At 40.1% G+C, this 21,145-nt stretch carries 18 protein-coding genes and 2 pseudogenes; 4 read left to right on the forward strand and 16 right to left on the reverse strand.

Features of this window, described 5'->3' with window-relative positions:
* Window positions 1-225 precede the first annotated feature (225 nt).
* Window positions 226-1,824, forward strand: coding sequence for an amidase (locus IPJ16_02665; GenBank protein ID MBK7626100.1), 1,599 nt, complete (start codon window positions 226-228; stop codon window positions 1,822-1,824).
* A gap of 59 nt (window positions 1,825-1,883) precedes the next feature.
* Here the strand turns inward: IPJ16_02665 and tatA are convergent, their stop codons facing one another.
* From tatA to IPJ16_02690, 5 genes are all read right to left on the reverse strand, one after another.
* Window positions 1,884-2,069, reverse strand: coding sequence for a twin-arginine translocase TatA/TatE family subunit (gene tatA, locus IPJ16_02670; protein ID MBK7626101.1), 186 nt, complete (start codon window positions 2,067-2,069; stop codon window positions 1,884-1,886).
* Window positions 2,070-2,233: 164 nt separating this feature from the next.
* On the reverse strand, window positions 2,234-3,301 hold the full coding sequence (gene rsgA, locus IPJ16_02675; GenBank protein MBK7626102.1) for a ribosome small subunit-dependent GTPase A: 1,068 nt from the start codon (window positions 3,299-3,301) through the stop codon (window positions 2,234-2,236).
* Between the two features lie 19 nt (window positions 3,302-3,320).
* Entirely contained in the window at window positions 3,321-4,988 is a 1,668-nt protein-coding gene (locus tag IPJ16_02680) for a sodium:solute symporter family protein (GenBank protein MBK7626103.1), read from the reverse strand.
* 138 nt (window positions 4,989-5,126) lie between these two features.
* Window positions 5,127-6,320, reverse strand: coding sequence for an N-acetylglucosamine-6-phosphate deacetylase (gene nagA / locus IPJ16_02685; protein ID MBK7626104.1), 1,194 nt, complete (start codon window positions 6,318-6,320; stop codon window positions 5,127-5,129).
* Between the two features lie 8 nt (window positions 6,321-6,328).
* Window positions 6,329-7,063 (reverse strand): glucosamine-6-phosphate deaminase, encoded by a 735-nt coding sequence (locus IPJ16_02690; protein MBK7626105.1) that lies wholly within the window; start codon window positions 7,061-7,063, stop codon window positions 6,329-6,331.
* 175 nt (window positions 7,064-7,238) lie between these two features.
* On the opposite strand from IPJ16_02690, the gene IPJ16_02695 reads away from it, so the two are divergent.
* Window positions 7,239-9,410 (forward strand): carbohydrate binding family 9 domain-containing protein, encoded by a 2,172-nt coding sequence (locus IPJ16_02695; GenBank protein ID MBK7626106.1) that lies wholly within the window; start codon window positions 7,239-7,241, stop codon window positions 9,408-9,410.
* 5 nt (window positions 9,411-9,415) lie between these two features.
* Complete coding sequence (locus tag IPJ16_02700; GenBank protein MBK7626107.1) at window positions 9,416-10,198, forward strand: hypothetical protein; 783 nt, start codon at window positions 9,416-9,418, stop codon at window positions 10,196-10,198.
* Here IPJ16_02700 and IPJ16_02705 read toward each other — a convergent pair.
* The 3 genes from IPJ16_02705 to dnaN are packed head-to-tail and all read right to left on the reverse strand — an operon-like array spanning window position 10,191 to window position 12,713.
* Entirely contained in the window at window positions 10,191-10,802 is a 612-nt protein-coding gene (locus IPJ16_02705; protein ID MBK7626108.1) for a fumarylacetoacetate hydrolase family protein, read from the reverse strand. The genes IPJ16_02700 and IPJ16_02705 overlap by 8 nt on opposite strands.
* A 1-nt stretch (window position 10,803) precedes the next feature.
* On the reverse strand, window positions 10,804-11,556 hold the full coding sequence (locus IPJ16_02710; GenBank protein MBK7626109.1) for a 3'-5' exonuclease: 753 nt from the start codon (window positions 11,554-11,556) through the stop codon (window positions 10,804-10,806).
* Window positions 11,557-11,582: 26 nt separating this feature from the next.
* Window positions 11,583-12,713 carry a DNA polymerase III subunit beta gene (dnaN, locus tag IPJ16_02715; GenBank protein MBK7626110.1) on the reverse strand — a complete coding sequence of 377 codons (1,131 nt, stop codon included), beginning with the start codon at window positions 12,711-12,713 and terminating at the stop codon, window positions 11,583-11,585.
* A 491-nt stretch (window positions 12,714-13,204) separates the two neighbouring features.
* On the opposite strand from dnaN, the gene IPJ16_02720 reads away from it, so the two are divergent.
* Window positions 13,205-13,657, forward strand: a complete 453-nt coding sequence (locus IPJ16_02720; protein MBK7626111.1) for a transposase — start codon at window positions 13,205-13,207, stop codon at window positions 13,655-13,657.
* Between the two features lie 226 nt (window positions 13,658-13,883).
* Here IPJ16_02720 and IPJ16_02725 read toward each other — a convergent pair whose 3' ends face one another.
* The 8 genes and pseudogenes from IPJ16_02725 to surE form a co-directional block, all read right to left on the reverse strand.
* Entirely contained in the window at window positions 13,884-14,858 is a 975-nt protein-coding gene (locus tag IPJ16_02725; protein MBK7626112.1) for a hypothetical protein, read from the reverse strand.
* A 211-nt stretch (window positions 14,859-15,069) separates the two neighbouring features.
* Window positions 15,070-15,462, reverse strand: a complete 393-nt coding sequence (locus tag IPJ16_02730) for a hypothetical protein (protein MBK7626113.1) — start codon at window positions 15,460-15,462, stop codon at window positions 15,070-15,072.
* A 108-nt stretch (window positions 15,463-15,570) separates the two neighbouring features.
* Window positions 15,571-16,548 carry a Gldg family protein gene (locus IPJ16_02735; GenBank protein MBK7626114.1) on the reverse strand — a complete coding sequence of 326 codons (978 nt, stop codon included), beginning with the start codon at window positions 16,546-16,548 and terminating at the stop codon, window positions 15,571-15,573.
* Window positions 16,549-16,803: 255 nt separating this feature from the next.
* Window positions 16,804-17,490: pseudogene (gene gldF, locus IPJ16_02740) on the reverse strand (gliding motility-associated ABC transporter permease subunit GldF).
* A gap of 162 nt (window positions 17,491-17,652) precedes the next feature.
* Entirely contained in the window at window positions 17,653-18,810 is a 1,158-nt protein-coding gene (locus IPJ16_02745; GenBank protein MBK7626115.1) for a SpoIID/LytB domain-containing protein, read from the reverse strand.
* Window positions 18,811-18,842: 32 nt separating this feature from the next.
* Window positions 18,843-19,984: pseudogene (gene lpxB, locus IPJ16_02750) on the reverse strand (lipid-A-disaccharide synthase).
* Window positions 19,984-20,280, reverse strand: coding sequence for a hypothetical protein (locus IPJ16_02755; protein ID MBK7626116.1), 297 nt, complete (start codon window positions 20,278-20,280; stop codon window positions 19,984-19,986). Before IPJ16_02755 ends, lpxB begins: the two are co-directional and overlap by 1 nt.
* Complete coding sequence (surE, locus tag IPJ16_02760) at window positions 20,277-21,059, reverse strand: 5'/3'-nucleotidase SurE (GenBank protein ID MBK7626117.1); 783 nt, start codon at window positions 21,057-21,059, stop codon at window positions 20,277-20,279. Before surE ends, IPJ16_02755 begins: the two co-directional genes overlap by 4 nt.
* Between the last annotated feature and the right edge of the window lie 86 nt (window positions 21,060-21,145).

A 21,145-nucleotide genomic window follows, 5' to 3' on the forward strand; every position in this document is an offset into this window, starting at 1 on the left:
GCTGTCTGATAACAAATATAGATTAATTTGATTTATTATTCATATTTTTATCGTTCATACAATTAAAGGCAATTTTTTTGATCGTTCTTTTTACTCCTTTGTGCTACTTTGTGAAGTACTTTGTGCCCTTTGTGGTAAAAAAATCCATTAACCACAAAGGAACACTAAGGATAACACTAAGGGACACAAAGAAATACATACTTAGTCAAACAAATTCTGACAGAGATGAAAACAGTAATAAACTCAAGATTTCCATTATTCATTGCTTCCCTTCTATTGGTACTTATAACATGCAAATCGCCGGTAAATAATCAGGTTCAGGAAGAGCCCGAAAACAACTGGATTGAAGAACTGACAATTACAGAGCTCCAGCAAGGCTATAAGGAAGGAAAATATACAATTACTAGCGTTGTCAGCACTTATCTCGACCGCATAATCGAAATAGACAAAAATGGTCCCGGACTCAATTCTGTTATTGTGATCAACCCTGATGCTCTGCAGATCGCTGAAGAACTCGACCGTGAACTAGCTGCAGGCAAGAGCAGAGGTCCAATGCATGGTGTACCTGTGATACTTAAGGACAACATTGATACCCATGATAAGATGCCAACAACTGCAGGTGCAACTGTCCTCAGGAATTCATTCCCTGAGGCAGACAGTTATGTGGCAAAAAAGCTTCGGGAGGCAGGTGCCGTAATAATAGGAAAATCTAATCTGAGCGAATGGGCAAATTTCAGGGGAATGATGTCGTCGAGCGGCTGGAGCGGTGTTGGCGGACAAACCAAAAATCCTTATGTACTCGACCGTAATCCCTGCGGTTCAAGTTCAGGATCAGGTGTTGCAGTGTCGGCTAACCTCTGTATGCTGGCAATAGGTACAGAAACAAACGGTTCAATAGTATGCCCTTCAAATAATAACGGAATAGTTGGAATTAAGCCTACCGTTGGACTGTTAAGCCGTTCCGGGATTGTTCCCATAAGCTTTACACAGGATACTCCCGGTCCGATGGGACGCTCAGTTGAAGATGTTGCAATTGCTCTTGGAGCGCTTACCGGAATTGATTCTGCAGATTCAAAAACCTTTGCCTCTGCCGGAAAATTTCTTAAGGATTATACAAAATTTCTGAAGAAGGATGGATTAAATGGTAAACGCATCGGACTCATGAAAAAATCTATGGGCTTTTCAGATAAAGTGGATATTCTTATGAATGAGACTGTAGCTTACCTGAAAGCAAATGGCGCTGAGGTAGTTGAAATTGAATTCCCGAGAGGAGAAAATTATGAAGATGCCTCTTTTGAGGTGATGCTGTATGAATTTAAGGATGGATTAAATAAATATTTTGCTGGTCTTGGGGATAGTGCGAAAGTAAGAACCCTTAAAGAACTTATTGAATTCAACAAAACCGATAGCATCGAATTGAGATATTTCGATCAGAAGCTTCTTGAGATGGCCGAAAAGAAGGGACCCATTGATTCGCCGGAATACAAAAAAGCTCTGCAACTTATGCTCAGAGCAACACGCGAAAATGGAATTGATAAAGTTATGAACAGCAATAAGCTTGATGCTATTATGGCACCAACAGGATCACCTGCCTGGAAGACAGATCTGCTCCTTGGTGATCATTTTGTTGGAGGAAGTTCATCGCTTGCAGCAATATCAGGTTACCCTGCTATTACAGTACCTATGGGTTTTGTTGATGATCTGCCTGTTGGTGTCACCTTCTTCGGCAAGGCATGGAACGAACCAATGCTGCTCGAAATTGCATACAGTTACGAACAGGGAACAAAACACAGAAAAGCGCCAAAATATATTGTATCAGACTGATCAACAATACGCTATGAAAACGAAGGTTGTTTCACAACGTAATTCTGCAACAACCTTTTTTATTTAGTCTCTTCTTTAGTATCAGTACTTTTCTTCTCAGGCTCATCCTCAACGCGTGAGGCTTTCTTGAATTCTTTCATGCCCTGACCAATTCCCTTCATAAGTTCAGGAATCTTACGTCCGCCGAAAAGAAGTACAACAACAAGTAATATCAGAATGATCTCAGTAGCTCCAAAATTTCCCATCTTCTTAAAATTAAATTAACACTCAAAGTTAAGTATAGTATCAGTTATTACCAAACCAAAAGGGGTAATACGATCTGTTAAATAATCCTAAATCTTTACCTTACATCACTCAATAGGGTTTCAGAATAATAACTATAAGATCAGTATTTCAGCAACATACCAGCCTAAAACTTGTTCTTTTTCTGCTCCTTTAATACATCTTTTACCATCTTTCCAAACTGCTTATCCTTTTTGCGCTTTTCGGCCACAGTACTCTGAAAATGCTCCTGTTCCCTTAACATTCTCATGTAATTGTCAAGGGATTTACTGTCTATTGTACCGTTCTTTAGAGCTTCAATCACAGCACATCCTTTTTCATTAATATGCTGACAATCAGGAAATTTACACTTTAATGAAAGTTCGGCAATATCACTGAATGTTACCTGTATTCCCTCAATATTGTCAGCCATGCCAAGCAGCTTCATACCCGGAGTATCTATAATTATTCCGCCATTTTCAAGAATGAAGAGTTCTCTGTGTTCAGTAGTGTGTCTTCCTTTATTGGTGCTAAGACTAATTTCCTTTGTTTTAAGGATATTCTTTTTTAAAAGATTATTTATTAAGGTTGATTTACCTACACCTGATGATCCGATAATACAGTATGTTTTTCCCTTTTGAATAATGGAAACAATCTGATCAAGTCCCTCCTCTGTAACATTACTGAGAAGTATATATTTTACTTTCTTTTCTCTTGTCTCGAGTCCGCTGACAGCCTTCTGAATGTCTGATTCTGTAGATAAATCAATTTTGCTTATTACCATCACCGGTTCAATATCTGAAGAATAACAAACCGACAGATACCTTTCCAATCTGTTAATATTGAAGTTGTTGTCGATAGATTGCATTATAAAAGCACAATCGACGTTTGATGAGATTATCTGCTTTTCCCCGGCTTTCCCTACAGCCTGACGTTCAAGAACTGACTTTCTCGGCAGGATCTGGTGTATTATTGCTGAATCTGTATCATATGTCATCATTGCTACCCAGTCGCCTACAGCAGGAAAATCAGACCTCGAGCTTGCTGTAAACCTCATGTTCCCTGTAATTTCAGCTTCATACTCTTTTTCTCCTGTCGACACAGCATATCTTTCTCTGTGTTCCTGTGTTACCCTTCCTATTGTGAGGTCGGAAGAAATATGTTCCTTAATATATTCTGAAAGTTCAGTTGTAAGTCCTAAATCAAAAAGATTCATTTTTTGTAATTTGAAATTATTAAATCTGAAGTATTCCCCAGGCAAGCAGGATAAGCGCTCCCACAACTACCCAGCTTAGGAGGAAACCAATTAGATCTTCCCTGTATCTCCGGAAGAAATTTACCCACCTTTCTTTATGTCCCCAGCCCGGAAGATCGAGAAGCAAGAGATCATCACCGGTATCGGATGCCAATGGTTTCCTGCCGTCGGGAAGCAGCTGCCTGGCATCTGACTTTCTTCTCATATTGTCAAAGAATGATTCTATTTTCTCCTTCTCTTCAGGTTTTGTAAGAATACTAACCAGCCAGAATACAAAAAAACCGGATAGCATTGCCATGCCAAAAGGTGCAGGTTTCCACTTATATACAAGCATCAGCTCACCTGTATTTACATAATTCACAGCATAATAAACAGATACAGATACAACAAGCGCAACTGCCGCGCCATACCTGTTTGCTCTTTTCCAGATAATACCGCCTAGAAAAATTATGCCCATAAAAGCGGCAAGAGTCTCAGTGAACAGAAATGCGTGCAGAACATTCTTAATACTGAGTGCAAATAACACAGCAAGAACTGATAATCCCAGTCCCGAGTAACGGCCCATCCATAAAAGTGTCTGATCCGGTGCATCAGGCTTAAGATATTTTTTATAAAAATTCTTTGTAAAAAGGGCTCCTGTATTAACCATGAAGTTTGAACATGCCGACATGTTGGCTGCTACAATTGCGGCCAGCATTAAGCCAACCAATCCGGGTACCAGAAGCACGCTGCATGCATATCCGAAAGCCATCTCAGGATTTTCAAGAGTGACTCCGTTTTTAATAACAAGTGCTGCCACAACAAGACCGGTAAGGGCCCATCCTATTGTTACAAGACGCTTTACCATCGAACCGAATGTCTGACCGATACGTCCGGCTCTTTCAGTATTCCCTGTTGCGCACATTGATATCATATGAGGCTGAGCCGTTATTCCAACAATCCCGTTAACTGCAAGCATGGCAATCGTAAATCCGTCAATCCCGCTGGCACTGTTAAACAGGTCGAAGAAATGATCGGGCAGCACAGCCTTCATTCCTGCAAAGCCGCCTATTTCACTTAATCCCAGCGGTATAAGCATTATTGACAGAATTATGATAAGAAAAGCCTGAATGAAATCAGTATATGCCGCAGCAATTAAACCTCCGGCAAAACTGTAAATAATAAAAGCTATTGTCATAACCAGAACGACCATCGTTGGCGATATAAGATTTCCTGATGCCACTGAAATAACCATTGCAGCTCCCTGAAGCATTACACCCATGTTGAATACAAAAAATGAAACAGCGAACAAAGAATATACAAGACCCATCCTGCTTCCGTACCTGTCCTCGATTATCTCTCCAACAGTTGTGCGTTCGCTCCTTCTGTAGAAAGGTGCAATAAGCCAGTAAAACGGGGTGATAAGCATGTTTTTCCACTGGTACCAGATTGTGGCGAATCCCTGACTGAATGTTGCACCTGTCTGTGCTACAGGCATTTCTGCATGTGTGCCTACACCAAAAGCCTGACCAATCATTATGTACCATTTGAATTTACGCTCACCTCTGAAATAGGCGTCGCTTGTTTTTGTCTTTCTTGCCATCCAGAGGCCGAAAGCCGTAATTGAAATGAAATATCCGAATAAGACTATATAATCAATTGTACTCATATGAAGTAGTTTGTTGTAAAATTTAAATCCATAACCTCAAAGGTCACAAAGGTTATTCGCAAAGGTCACAAAGGAATTAGGCTATCTTTGTGTTCTTTGAGCCTTCTTTGTGTGCTTTGTGGTTAAAAAAGAGTCCGGTTAATTGTATTTAAATACAGTTTTTCCACTTAGTATTGTTTGTTTAATATGTATTTGGTTTTCTACTAATTCGAATAATATAATATCGGCTCTTTTGCCTTTTTCGAGTGTTCCAAGTGAATTCAGTCTGTAGAGACGGGCGACATTTTCCGAGGCCATCTTAATTGCATCAGAAAGTGAATAGCCGGCCAGTTTCATTATATTCTCAACACCCTTCTTCAAAGGGAAAGAGGCACCTGCAAGACAGTTCAGCTCTTCATTGATTAGCATCCCATCGTCTTTCAGTAAGACATCAGCTCCAAGGAATAAGTACCGGCCGGGCACCATTCCAGCGAGATAAATAACATCAGAAGTAAGAATTATATTATCAGTTCCCTTGACTTTGCAGAACACTTTGATCTCATCGGCAGTAAGATGATGGCCATCAGCAATTATTGATGGTGTGAGTTTTTCGTTCGCCAGCTGAGGCCATAACGGATTATTATGCCTGTGAATTAAGTTTGCACATCCGTTTCCCAGATGAGTTGAAATTGTTGCACCATTATCAACCGCCCTGTTAATCTTATCTGCGGATGCATTGCTATGACCAATTGCAACGATTATACCATTTCCGGTGCATTCCTTAATGAACTCCATTGCACCTTCAAGTTCCGGAGCTACTGTTACCTGTATTATCCTTCCGCCTGATGCCTTTTGATATTCAGAGAACTCTTTAAAAGATGGTTTTCGCATGTATTGTTCCGGATGACAGCCTCTGTATCCTTCAACAGGTGACAGGTACGGTCCCTCGAGATGAAATCCTGGGATTGATTTACGAAGCTGTTCATCGGCCTTACATGCTTCACCAAGTATTGTTAAATTTTTAACAATATTCTCATGACTGTTTGTAATAACTGTTGGAATGAAAGAGGTAACTCCCTCACTCCAGATTGCTTGTGCAGCAGTAAGTAAATCATTATCATTCAATCTGTTTCCTGAGAAATCTATACCAGCGTACCCGTTAATCTGATTATCAATTAATCCGGGTGCCACATATAATTTAGTCTGCTGATTACTGAGTACTTTTATCTCTTGGATTTCAGTAATGATCCCGTTTTTTACCTCCAGTCTGACTGGTTTGCCATTGGAATAATGGATACCTTCAATACCTGAAAGTAAAATATCATCATCTGACTTTTTCCTGACTCTTTCCATCTATAGAATTAAAAAGGTATGATCGCCGATGATGAGTTTTTATCAATATAAAGATGATATTCCGGATGTTGCTTAAGCAAAGTTGCCGGCACAACTTCCGTCACCTTATTTAATAATGTATTTCTTACTGCAGTTGCCTTAACCTTATGAGGGACACACGATATGATCGTTTTGCACTGCATTATCTGCCAGGGTGTCATTGAAACTGCCTGCGCCGGTACCTCTTCAAGAGATTTGAACCACCCTTCATTAACCTGCTGCATCCTGCACTCATTATCAAGATTAACAACGATATACGCTTCCCTTGTATCAAAGTCAGCTGGCGGATCATTAAATGCAATATGTCCGTTTACCCCGATACCGATAAGTCCAAGATCAACAGGTTTCCTTCTGATCTCTTCAGTAAGCTTTTTTATCTTTTGCTCGATAGATCCCTCAACATCAACACTATGAAACGCTTTTGCCTTTATATGATTAATGAATCGTTCGTACAGATATTTTCTGAAACTTGCAGGATGGGTTACAGGAAGCCCGATATATTCATCAAGATGAAAAATCTCAACCTTCTCCCATTCAACCTTTTCACTTAATAACGCGCTTAAAGTCTCAAACTGGGAGCTTCCTGTAGATACAACGAGTCGTGCCTCTCCCCTGCCAGCAATTGATTGGTTCAGCTTTTCAGCTGCAAGCCGGGCAGCTCTTAATCCTAGCTCCGCAGCATTTTCACATATTATAATATTCATCTCAACTGGTTTTAAACTCTTCCGTTAAAATTAAAACAATTAATCAGAAGTGATTTAAATACTCTGAATTTTTATCCCAAATAAAAAACCGGTTAGTTAAAGTATGTTAAGTAACATAAGCCGTTTCCAGACTGTTTATGATTTTTACATATCTTGTGGTCAAATTTCTAACCTGATGTTTAAATCTTCAATTTTTCTGAGTATTGTTCTGATACTCTGTGTGAACTATAATCTGTCCGGTCAGACTAAAGGTGTAAACCGCGATAATTACCGGATCAACATTGCCGGTACCAGTAAACCGGTAGTTATTGATGGTATTCTCGATGACGAAGCATGGAAGACAGCTCAGCGGGTTGGAAATTTTCATACCGTAACTCCTTCTGACACAGGTTTCGCGATTGCTCAGACTGAAGTTATGATCTCCTATGATGAGACAAATTTTTACCTTGGTGCAATCTGCTATGATCCGACTCCCGGGAAAAGGCCAATTGAATCTTTGCGGAGAGATTTCAATTTTTCGAAGAACGATAACTTCATGTTATTTATTGACACCTATAATGATCTGACAAATGGATTTGCTTTTGGTGTTTCAGCTGCTGGTGCGCAGACTGAAGGCTTGGAACATGATGCCCAATTGATTTCATACAGCTGGGACATAAAATGGAAGTCGGCTGTAACCAGTTACGACGATCGCTGGGTGATAGAGTTTAGTATTCCTTTCAGAAGTATCCGTTATTTTGAGGGATCCACTGAATGGGGCATTAATTTCGGACGTCTGGATCTGAAAACAAATGAGAAATCGGCCTGGGCACCAATACCCCGCAACCTGAATCATTGCTCTCTTCCTCATACCGGAACACTTGTATGGGATAAACCATTAGGCAATGCGGGAGTTCGCTTTTCTCTGATCCCTTACGTAACAGCAAAGGCAACCAAAAATAATCAGTTGAATGAGAGTACAAACTGGAAGGGTAATGGAGGCTTTGATGCTAAAATGATATTATCCTCATCAATGAACCTCGATCTTACTGTAAATCCTGATTACTCTCAGGTAGAAGAGGACCGTCAACAAACAAATCTCGACCGTTTTGAACTGTTCTTCCCTGAAAGGCGACAGTTCTTTCTTGAAAACAGCGACCTGTTTTCGAATCTGGGCACAACCGGCGATCAGCCTTTCTTTTCCAGACGGATCGGGTTAAATATACCGGTAATTGGCGGAGGCAGACTAAGCGGAAGGATTGGAGAAAACTGGAGAGTAGGCGTAATGGATATGCAAACCGGATCAAAAGAAGATATTCCATCAACCAATTTTGCTGTTGCGGTTTTGCAGCGACAGGTTTTCAACAGATCGAGCGTAGTTGGATTCCTTGTAAACAAACAGGTTACAGGAAATTATAATGATACCGTTTATACAGGATATAAATATAACAGAGTAGCAGGATTGGAATACAACCTTGCAAGTAAGAATAACAAGTGGGCCGGAAAATCATTTTATCATCAGGCATTTTATCCGGGAGCAACAGGCGATGCTGCGACAGTAGCAAACAGTCTGTTATATTCAGGCCGCTCCCTGAAAGCCAGCTTCGAACAGACCTGGATCGGTGCGGATTATGTTTCGGAGGTCGGGTATATAAGAAGAACGGGATATTTCGAGGTAGCCCCGGGGATTAAGTATCTGTTCTTTCCAGCTTCGGGTAAAATACTAAGCCATGGTCCGGGATTTGATTTTGACATTATTCTTGATCCAAGCGCAGAAATGACTGACCGTCAAACGCAGCTTACATATACAATTGGATGGCAGAACAGAAACCAGGTTACCTTTAATGTAAGTGACTATTATGTAAAGCTCAGCAACGCATTTGACCCTACTAACAGCGGCGGAATAAAACTCATTGCAGGAAGTGATTATAACTGGCAATCGGCAGGAGTTAACTTTTCTTCTGACTTTCGCAAGATGTTTAATTTCAGCGTAAATGGCGGATATGGTAATTATTATAACGGAACCAGATCAACACTTGGGGCAACAATCAACTACAGATCTCAGCCTTATGGAAGCATTTCAATTACAGCAAATTACAATGACATTTCTTTACCTGATCCATATAAGAGTGTGAAACTGTTTTTAATTGGCCCACGCCTGGATCTGACTTTCACTGATAAATTATTCTTTACTTCGTTTGTTCAATATAATAACCAGATTGACAACCTGAATCTGAACCTTCGTTTTCAATGGCGCTTTGCACCGGTTTCTGACCTTTACATTGTCTACACAGAAAACTCATTCCCGGGCGACTATACAATCAAGAACAGAGGTTTGGTAGTTAAACTTTCGTATTGGTTTAATTAGCGTTTATGAATAGTACCGGCGAACTGATTAATGCCATAAATAAAGAGGAATGCAAGGTCTGGTTTTTTCCCGGGGCTGATAACTGGGATACCAGGTTCAACAAATTTACCGGCTCTTTTATAAGTCTGATGAATCAGATCTTTGAAGATGATTTTCAGTATATTAAAGGGATCTACTATAAATCAACCATGCTTAATGTTATCTGGGCTCTGAATAATGCCCAGAAACCGGTAGTCAATCCCGATAATGAGAAGCTGATCTCAGAGGCTCTTAATATGATCGTCTCAGCCGGCATATCACCTGACACACAACTTATTATAACATCTTCGAGCTCCGGTACCATAGTAGCTGCGCAAACAGCCTGTTACCTGGCCGGGAGGAACCGTAACAATATATACCTCCATAAGCCATTTCATGTGATACTCCGGGCAAGCATGCTATCAGAGGAATCTGAATTATTTAAACAACTGGTTCATTATCAGAAGGAAGGACTAATCGGAAAGATAATTCATGAAGAAGTCCAGTTCGAAGGGGACTCCTCATTCGGAGTAGGCGGAATAACAAAAATGGAAGCGTACAGCAATGCATTTGGTTTGATATTACCCTGGTTTTCAAAAAAATACAATGGTCCATCATTTCTCAATACCCATCCTGAGAAAGGACATATTCACAGGAAAAGATCGCAGATGTCAAATCTGGCACAGGAGTTTATTGATATAATCCTTATCAAACATAAGCTGGCCGGGGAGTATTACAGGGACAGAGCAGAATCGGTAATAACTACTTGATCATAAAATCAAGAAGCGGCCTATCCCCAAGATAGGCTACAAGATTGTCATTCTTCTTCAGCTGACCAACACCCGAGGGAGTACCGGTAAATATAAGATCGCCTGTTTTAAGAGTAAAATACCTTGAAACGTATTCCACTATCTCATTGATATTGAATATCATATCGGAGGTATTGCTCTGCTGGACAATTTTTCCGTTAATCTCAAGTCTGAAATCGAGGTCGCTCATATCTTTAACAGAGGCAGCAGGAACAAAAGTACCTATTGGTGCTGCACCATCGAAACACTTTGAGAGCTCCCATGGCATACCGTTTTTTGCCTGCCGGCTCTGAATATCGCGGGCTGTGATATCAATGCCTAGAGTCAACTCATCATAATAACGGGGTGCAAATTTTGCAGAGATCCCCTTACCAAGCTTGCTGATCTTTATAACTACCTCAACTTCATAGTGGATATTATCGGAGAAACCCGGAAGGAAGAAAGGTTTGTTATTCTTAAGAAGTGCCGAGTCGGGTTTTAAAAAGACAACGGGTTCTTCAGGGATCGGCCATCCCATCTCAATTGCATGCTTTCTGTAGTTCAGTCCGATACAGATTATCTTCATCTTAACCCTGAGTTTTGCCGAACGATCTGAGTTTTATTTCTGTAAGAACTTTTTTTGTATAGAGAGGGAATTCACCGTTCATCATCCAGGAGTAGTAGGCAGGCTCTTCTGCAAAAACCTTCTCAACGGCTTTCCCTTTATGTTTTCCGAAGTTAAATACCTCGACACCATTTTCATCAAGAATAATTCTTCCTGCAAAATCGACATTGCTGTTGAATGAGCTAAAATCTGCAAGCTTTTCAACATCATTTTCAAGGTCAGGATACCTGTCGAGCTGTGACTTCAGAACTTCAAATGTTGCAGCAGTATCGGCTTTTGCCCCATGAGCCCCCTCTAGTTCTTTCCTGCAGTAGAAAAGATAAGCTGCGGTAAGGGTTCGTTGTTCTTTTTTGTGAAATATAACCTGAACATCCACATATCTGCGCTTTCTGAAATTAAAGTCGATATCTGTTCTCAGAAACTCTTCAGCAAGAACAGGGATATCAAATTTTATGGCATTATATCCGGCCAGGTCACACCCCTCAAGAAAGGCTGCAAGGTTTTTTCCAACTTCTTTGAAAGTAGGTGAATTTGCCACATCTGCATCTGTAATACCGTGAATAGCAGTTGTTTTAGGAGGAATAGGCATTTCCGGATTAACCCTGGTGGTCATCCACTCTTCCTTACCGTTTGGATGGATCTTAAGTACCGAAAGCTCAACGATGCGATCAGTTGTTACGTTAATACCCGTCGTTTCAAGATCGATAAAAGCGATCGGCTTTTAAGATTCAGATTCAATGGCTATGCGTTTATCATCATTGGCATAAGAAGCATCAGCAGATCTTCCGATTCGTTATCTGCAATAACAGGAAGGAACAGACCAGCCCTTGTCGGATCAGCCAGTTCAATCATAACATCCTGAGATGCGATATTTGCAAGGATCTCAAGCAGGAAGACAGACTTGAAACCAATCTCAATCTCCTCCCCTTCATACTGGCATTTGATCCTCTCATATGCTGAAATCGAGAAGTCGATATCCTGTGCCGATACCATAATCTGGTTTCCTTTCAGCTGAAGCTTCACAAGATTGCTTGCCTGGTTGGAGAAGACAGATACTCTTTTGAGCGTATTATAAAACTCAACCCTGTCGATAGTGATCTTGCGCGGGTTGTTCTTTGGAATAACTGAATTATAATTTGGATAGTTCCCTTCAACCAGACGACAAACAACTTTATAGTCGCTCAGATTGAAGAAGGCATTTTTATCGTCAAACTCAACAGTTACCGGACCGGATTCCCTTGGCAGAATATTTTTCAGAAGGGAGGCAGGTTTCTTCGGAAGAATAAATGAAGCGTTATCATCAGCATGAGCATCTGTTCGCTGATACCTTACAAGTTTGTGAGCGTCGGATGCCACGAAGGTTATCTTGTCAGTTGATGCCTCAACAAAAATACCACCCATAACCGGACGCAGTTCATCATCTGCAGTGGCGAAGAGTGTTTTGGTGATACCTGAAAGCAGGACATCTGCATTGATACTGAATACAATCTTCTTATCTTTTTTGATTGCCGGTAATGCCGGAAAGTCGATACCGTTCTGACCAACAACATTGAATTTTCCGTTCTCAGAACTGATAACAACAGCCATAGTTGACATGTTAATATCAAATGTAAGTGGCTGAACTGAAAACTCTTTCAGAGTATCGAGCAGGATTCTTGCAGGAAGGGCAATTGTACCGTCACCGTCGGTATTCTCAAGCTTCATCCTGGTTATCAGAGTTGACTCAAGGTCAGAAGCTGTAATCTCAAGATCGTTGCCTGAAAGATTAAACAGAAAATTATCGAGTATTGGAAGGGTGTTCTTTGAACTGATTACCCTGCTTATAGCCTGAAGATGACCAAGAAGTTCCGAGCTGGATACAACAAATTTCATATTGTTATCGTTTTAAGTTGATTTTTTGATTCACAAGTTTCACTATTCATCTGTTAACTAAGGAATTGAGCCATGATTCCTGCTCAAATCTTAATTACCAATATTACAAAAAAAAACTATTACCTCAAACAAAAATAAAGAGTTTATCCGGTTCTTCAATTACCCCGGCCCTAGAGCACATCCGTTAATCTAAGCCTTGGGGATGGGTGAGAAACTTCATAAATAAGTCTCCCCTCCTTTTGAAGGACTACCCTTTATACACATTTATTGTGTAATTCCATTATATCTGGGCGAAAGACGCTGTAAGCGTCAAAATCCAATAGCCACGGTAACGTCCGTGGTAATTCGATAATAAATGGAACAACGCCGGAGGCGTTGAAAATCAAATAGTAAGAATAAATTCATAGATATTAAAATTCAAAAATATTGCATAATGTTTTTATAGGATTTAATTAATTTATAAATTTATACTCGCTGCTAAAAAGATAAATATGTCAACCTACACCCAGATTCTATATCAAATAGTCTTCGGAACCTATGACTATACTCCATTTTTGAATACAGAGAACGAAAACATACTTTTCGCATATATAGCCGGTATTCTGAAAAATAAATCATGCCATTCATATATAGTTGGTGGAGCCTGTAATCATATTCATATAATTACACATCTTCATCCTACTGTAGCACCTGCATATATAGTCAAGGACATTAAACTTGCCAGTCATAAAATGATGTCACAGAATAGCAGGATGTTTTCTCATTTTAGCGGATGGCAGGTTGGCTACAGCAGCTTTACATACCATATTTCTTCGAAGGCAAATCTCATTAGATATGTTGTAGGGCAGAGAGAGCACCATAAAGTCGTTTCTTTTAAAGATGAATTAATTGAGTTATTGAAGGAACATTCTGTGGACTTCAATGAGGACTATCTGATAATTTAATTATTTTCAACCCACTCCGGGGTTGATATATCTCACCCAGCCTTTCCCACGGACGTTACCGTGGCTATTGGATTATCAGCCCTCCGGGCTGAGCCTGCCTATGAATGTAAATAAGAAGTGTATAAAGATTAGTTAGAAGGAGTGGAAACTCTTTTATGCTGTTTCTCATTCATCACCAAGCCTAAGGTTGACAACTATGGGCCCCAGGGGGAGCGAAAAAATCAATTTATCGGGGGAAGAAATATGATCTCTTCTTTAACAGGGGATCAATGTCAAAATACCTGATGATGAAGAACTCATCGCGACTATCAGTCTTGCCGATCAGCCTGTCACTGTCTTTTTGCTGTGATCCGCTGTCTCCGATTGTCTTTTCCCAGAGAGAAAGGACGATTTTTGATCCTGATACAGTATTTACAGTTATCCTGTAGCGAGGTTTTTCTGATTTGATTTTTAATTTCTCCTCTTCATTAATTTCAGTCAGCCACGATTCAAAAGGAATACGGGTAAAATATGAAAGATATCTTGTAACAAGCGCTGTATCCCAGCCTGTGAGATTATTGGTTCTGTCTGTAAATGAATAATTTCTGTTGTTGCTTTTTATTGTGAAAGAATTAACACTATCCGTCAGATTTTCAAAATCCACCGATGAAATCTCCGAAGGCAGAAGATTAAAAACAGTGTAAGGCTGCCAGAAAAGCTCATTTAGAGTAAAACCTGAACCAATATCACCTTCAAAACCAGGCATATAAACTATAAACGGTTTTGACCCGGCACTTGTCTTCATTATATTACCATACACATTTGAAGATGTTTTATAAACATAGAAACTCTTTATGATCTTCCTTTTTTCATAAACCACGACTTTAACCGGATCAACATTTTTAGTAATAATCTCTGATTCAAACAGTTCCTGAGAAACAGGCGATTTTATTTTAATCTCTTTCATCACCCGCAGAATAAACAAAACACCGCTTTTTCTTGCTTCTGTTTTGCCATTCAGTATCCATTCATCACCCTCCTTTTCAAGTGTGAGTCGTTCTTTACCCTGAAGGAACTGAACCTTAGTAATCTCTTTTTTGGGCTCAGCTGCAAATGACGTATTGCTCTTCCCGAACGGCGACCTGTTCCGGAACAACAAGAGAAGCAGTAATACAAATACTACTATGACAGCAATTATGGTACCTATTCCTTTACTTTTCACTTTTCACCTTTGCATTTTGCATTTTTCACTTTTCACTTTTCACTTTTTACTTTGCATTTTTTAAGCGCCGGGGTCAGTTCTTTGAACATAATCCGATTTCTAATCCGGCGCTAATTTGTTGATGTTTTGCCTACCCCGGGCTAAAGCCGCGGGGCTATTGATTCATTTTGAATTTTGAACTTTGAACTTTGAATTTTGAACTTTGAATTTTTCACTTTGCATACTTCCTCCTCCTCATATACCCATAAACCAATCCGGCCAGAATGACTAGAATTACCGGACCCCCTACATTTATAAGCTGCCATTTCAGCTTCTCAGACTTCACTTTTACTGTGTTTAAAAGTCTCATTTTGAGCTCCCTCGATCTGAGTTCCAGGATTCCCTTATCATCAACAAGGTAATTAAGGCAGTTAACAAGAAAATCCCTGTTACCGAAGATCTCTCCGGTATACTTATCCTGACCGAGCGGGACCGGAGCCGCCTGCATGCCTGATCTTCTGACTTCATTCCTTATAATATCAGCGTCGGCGATTACAATCATTTTTGTATTAATGCTCTCGTTCCTTACAACAAGATTCTTGTCATCAGTAATCCCGCTAATCATCCTGTTCTTGAAAGCAGAAGGAAGATCCCTTCAAGTAAGACAGCTACGGGAAGATAAGGTTTATTATAGGTTTTTCATCGGCTATCAATTCAGCCTCACGGAGGCTTATCATAACAGGGGATTAAGTGTCTTTGCCAGCTCTGAGGTTGAAAGGAGAACTGTTTTTTTAATATTTCTGTCAAGTCCGACTGTATCAATGTAATTAACAAATTCCCCTTTCACCTTATTGATGCTTCTTGTAATCGGGTGATTCTGTGAAGGATGTAGTTTTGGATAATAGACCCATGGTGCCGGAACCAGCTGCGGATTAGTCCCCCCTGTTGCGACTTTCAGCCTGATAACCATGCAATCGAGATCCTGAATAATTGAAGGATTAACCCTTGCACCATACCTGAATAACTGATCCTCAAGGTTAAGAGGTCTGTAGAGGCCAACTGTTTCACCAAGAGCAAGGCTGTCGGAGTTGACGGAAACCTCCTCAAATATCCATACGACTTTTCCACCTTTCATTATGTACTGATCGAGTACAAGCTTGTCAGCTTCACTGAATTCTTCCTCCGGACCGGCAATAACAACTGCAGAGTAGCTGTCGAGAATACCTGACTTTCCTCCTATTGTACCTCTGTCGACTGTAAAATATTTTGCAAGATTCCAGGTAATATCAGCTGTCTCTATCTCCGGCATCTCGCCATGCCCTTCAAGAAAAGCAATCTTGTATATCGTGTCAGAACTTAAAGTGGAAATAGTCTGAATCATTTCATATTCAAGTCCTTCCACAGAATGCAGGATATTCTGTTCATAAGGTATAGACGGATTATTCTTCAGGAAGTTAACCGGGACCTCAATCCCGTTGTAGTTAACTATCATTCCCGGAAATATTATCTTCCTTGTCGATCCGCCCTCCGCATCACCGGCCTGCAAATTGATAGGTGTCAGTCCCTTATTTGCCAGATTCTGATACTGTGTATTCCGTTGCTTTTCATCCCTGCCCTCCGATGGATTAATAAACTCATAGTCTATTCTTCTTCCGGAGGTGATCCTGAATTCATCAAGCATTTCTCTCACAGATCTTTTAAGACGTTTCAACGGAATGGGGATCTCCCCGTCGAGATAGACCTGTATATAGATATCATTCTTAATACCTGATAGAATTGTTTTGGTTGGAGTGTAAAGTGTATATCTGTTATCTTCTGTCAGATCTGCCCTTAACCTTATAAGAGAACAGGCAGATGTAACAATAATGATTACCGAAAAAGAGACGATCAGCCTGATCCAGTTTTTTGCTTCAAGCTTTCTTAAATTCCATTTATGAGATTGAAGTTTGAATACAGTTATTTCGTTGAAGATTGCTATAACAGCAAGAAAATAAGCAATATCCCTTATGTCAATTACTCCCCTGCTAATCGATTTGTAGTGCTCATTTATTCCGAGCCGGATTACTACTTCGTCTACTTTTTCAGACCCGGGAGATAGGCAAATGAATCAAAACCGATAAACATCATGAAACAGATTGTAACGGCAATGATAAATGCAATTACCTGGTTATCAGTAAGCGAAGATGCCAGTATACCGGCAGAAGCATAAACTGCTGCCAGAAAAAACAATCCGATAAATGCTCCGATTGTACCGCCAATATCAAGGTTACCAGGGGTAGCTCTAGCTGATAAACTGATATATAGTATATTAAACCCGGTAGAAGTGCTATAATTACAAGAGCAACTGAAGCCAGGTATTTTCCATAGACTATCTCCCGTTCACTGATCGGTCGTGAAAAATAAGTTCAATAGTACCAAGACGTTTCTCCTCTGCGATCATCCGCATTGTAACAGCCGGAACAAGAAACATGAAGATCCATGGAGAAAGTATAAACAGTGTATCGAGACCAGCATATCCGCTGTCGAAAATATTCCATTCGCCGGGAAGCACCCACATAAACATGGAGTTAACAAGCAGAAAAACGATTATTACAACATATCCTGTCAGACTGCTGAAAAAACCTGTTATCTCCTTCCTGAAAATTGCGTACATATTCTGTTATATTATATCTGTTTTATTGCCCCTTTTCTGCCCCCCTGCCCCCCTAAAGGGGGATTAAACTCCTATATATCAGACTTTTTACTTTTTTATTTACTCTTGTTTTCCTTTATGCAGATTATGATATTTTTCACTAATTCCATCAATATGAGAGGCTTAGCCCCCTTTAGGGAGGTTGGGGGGCAAATTAGCTATATCTGAAATTAGAACCCCAACATAATAAAAATCTATAATCTGCTTATAATCAAATCCTTTTGCTGCCATCGCCATTGCTCCTTCCTGGCAAAGGCCAACACCATGACCATAACCTCTTCCCTTAAGTTTTATTGTGTCACCCTCCGGCAATACCGAAAAAAAAGTAGAGCGCAGGTTAAGATCTGTTCGAATAGTCCTTAACGGCACTGTAAATGTACCTGCTTTGTAAGTCGTTAATCTGGACTTCTGAGTGAATCCAAATTGTGAAGGATTATCAGAGTTACCTGAGAAACCTGATTTTCTTAAGTATCCAACCCAGTCTTCAAGAGCTATACTCCTCTCCCACAATGCATTGCGGGACGTTAAACAATAAGGATCAATAACACGTTTCAGATAAGGCTGACTTGTCAGCCAGACATCCTCGGAAGATGATGTTTCGCCTCCGCAATTGGAATGAAAGGCGGAAATGATAAGGACGCTATCCTGATCAAGAATAACCTCACCATGGGTTTCCATGGCAGCTTTATTTAGGATAGTATCTGTTGACGTTCCGTTAAAAGCCTGGCAATGCGTATTATCACAAACATTGTATTTGTCCTGCATATGCTTGTCGAAATACTTATACATATATGTCCTTGCAATAACAGCCTGCGACTTGAAATACTCAATATTTTTGCCGCTTCCTCCTTCAGCTTTAACAACGCCGGCAATATATTTCTCAACATCACAATTGTTTATAAGAACCAGAGTTCCAAGATCAGGATAACAATGTAAGTCACCGGTATAATATTGCCTTACAGGTAATTGTCCGTTTATTCTGAGAGAAAATGAAGCTTCGGGAGTTTGTTCCGAGAAAAGAACTGAGTCGGCAATGTATCCTGTTGAATTTCGTGTCTTGACAGCAAGCTTTCCATCAAAGCGTGATATGATCAATGATTCACCCTTTGAAAGAGGTGTTATTCCGCCATGATATGTATTTATCGAATAGCTTCCTTCGACAACGGTAAATACTGCAGATTCGGGAGACTGATTTGCAAACAGCCGGATCTTAACCTGCGCAGAAACAAGTGTACTTATAACACTTAATAAAAAAATAATAAATATCCTAATACCTATCATAGTCATCTTCTCTGCGCTTAACGCTATTCGCTTTACGCTTTGCGCTTTACGCTCTGCGCTCTCAGCTCCTCCACCATCTCCCCCGCTATCCTCCCCGACGCCCCGGCAGGACCAAGTTTCTGCTTAAGTACTTCGTAATCAGATAAGATCTTTTCTCTTTTTGACCCCCCGGGAAGAATAGCTTTAAGCTCTTTTAAAACGTTTTTCTCAGTCAGTTTGTACTGGAGCACCTCCCTGACCACCTCAGTATCCATTATAAGGTTTACAAGAGAGATATATTTCACCTTAACAACAATCCATGCAATAAGTGCCGACAAGAAATCTCCTTTATAACATACCACCTGTGGAGTACCATGAAGTGCGGCTTCCAGTGTGGCAGTTCCTGATGTGACAAGTGCTGCATCAGCCACATAAAGTATCTCATATGTCTTTTCCTTAATCAGCTTAACAGGATGACTTCCAATAATTTGTAAATATAGTTCATCAGGAATGTTTTTCACACCTGCAAGAACAAACTGGTATTCAGGAAAATGATGGACTACTTTAAGCATCTCAGGCAGAATAAGTTCTATCTCATGCTTCCTGCTTCCTGCCAGCAGCGCAATAACGGGCTTCTCTTCAACTTTAAGATTTTTTACAAGATCAGCTTTAGAGGGAAATGAGGCTATCCGCAATTCAGTCTCATCAACAAGCGGATTGCCCATATATTTTACAGTTATGCCGTGCTTTTTGTAAAATTCAACCTCAAAGGGGAAAATAATGAACATCCGGTCGACAAACTTCCTGACTTTTTAACCCTGCCCTCGTTCCAGGCCCATAGCTTTGGAGATATATACCAGAATGTTTTATATCCTTCATTCTTAGCATATTCTGCTATACGCATATTAAATCCGGGGTAATCAATTAAAATTACAACATCGGGTTTTTGATCTTCAATATGCTGTTTGCACAGAGTCAGGTTTTTCGAAATCGCACCAAGGTTTTTGATTACCTCAATGAAGCCCATAAAGGCCGTCTTTCTGTAATGAACCAGCAGGGTTGCCCCTGCAGCTTCCATAAGATCACCGCCCCAGCATACTATTTCAGCATTTGAATCAGCTTCCTTCAACCCTTTAACCAGATTTGAACCGTGCAGATCTCCTGACTGTTCACCTGCAATTATGAAATACTTCATCACAGAATCTTTATTGCAAATACAATTACTGCCCACACTATTGTAATTGCCAACACTCCCTTTGCTGCACGCAGCATATCAAAACGATTGAATATCAGGAATATAATTATATTGCTGAATACACATATTGAAATGGAATGTGTTACTATATTCGTTTCAACTATACGGGCAATATATTCCTTAACTGAGAGACTTCCGGGTGAAAACAGATAGATTAATACACCAACCAGAACTGGAAGTAATATTCCGGAGAAAAAACCTGTAATAAAATTATCGAACTTTTCGGCAAACCTCATTTTTTAAATCTGGTTTTAAGTTTATCAACATACCAGTGAGCTGTCATATCAACGGATACCGGAACCACTGAAACATAATTATTAGCTATCGCCCATTCATCAGTATCTGAAGCTTCCGGCTCATGATTCTTGAATATACCTGTGAGCCAGTAATATGTTTTTCCCATAGGATCTTTCCTTTTCTCAAACTCTTCCTTCCAGTTACCTTTTGCCTGGCGACACACTTTTATTCCCTTAATCTCACCTTTTTGCTTTGCAGGGATATTAACATTCAGACATACACCGGCAGGAAGAGGCTCAAGAGATAGTTTTTTCAAAACAATGCGAATGTATTTCTTACAGACTGAAAAATCTGCTGTAGGCGAGAAATTGTTGAGTGAAAAACCTACCGAGGTAACACCATAAAGGCACCCTTCTATTGCAGCAGCCATTGTACCTGAATACAATACGCTGACAGAAGCATTTGAACCATGGTTAATACCTGAAACAACCCAGTCGGGCATCCTCTCAAGCAACTGATTTATTGCAAGTTTTACACAATCAGTCGGAGTTCCGTTGCAGGCATAAATCATATGTCTGTCAGTATCTTCCAGCAGTTTGACTCTCAGGGGTGTCTTTACAGTAAGTGCCTGCGACATCCCCGACATACTCTCTGTAGTAGAAATCAGAACGACTTTGCCAAACTCTTCTGCCACCTCAAGCAGTGTTTTAAGTCCTGCAGCATATAAACCATCATCGTTTGTCAGAAGAATTAGTTTATCACCTTTTTCAATCACCATAATATTACCATTTTGAGATACAAATATAGGCAAATCATATTTTAAAAATCCTTACTTTTGCACCTTAATGATAATATTATAGCCCG

This window comes from Bacteroidales bacterium, from assembly GCA_016709865.1.
Classification (GTDB): domain Bacteria; phylum Bacteroidota; class Bacteroidia; order Bacteroidales; family VadinHA17; genus LD21.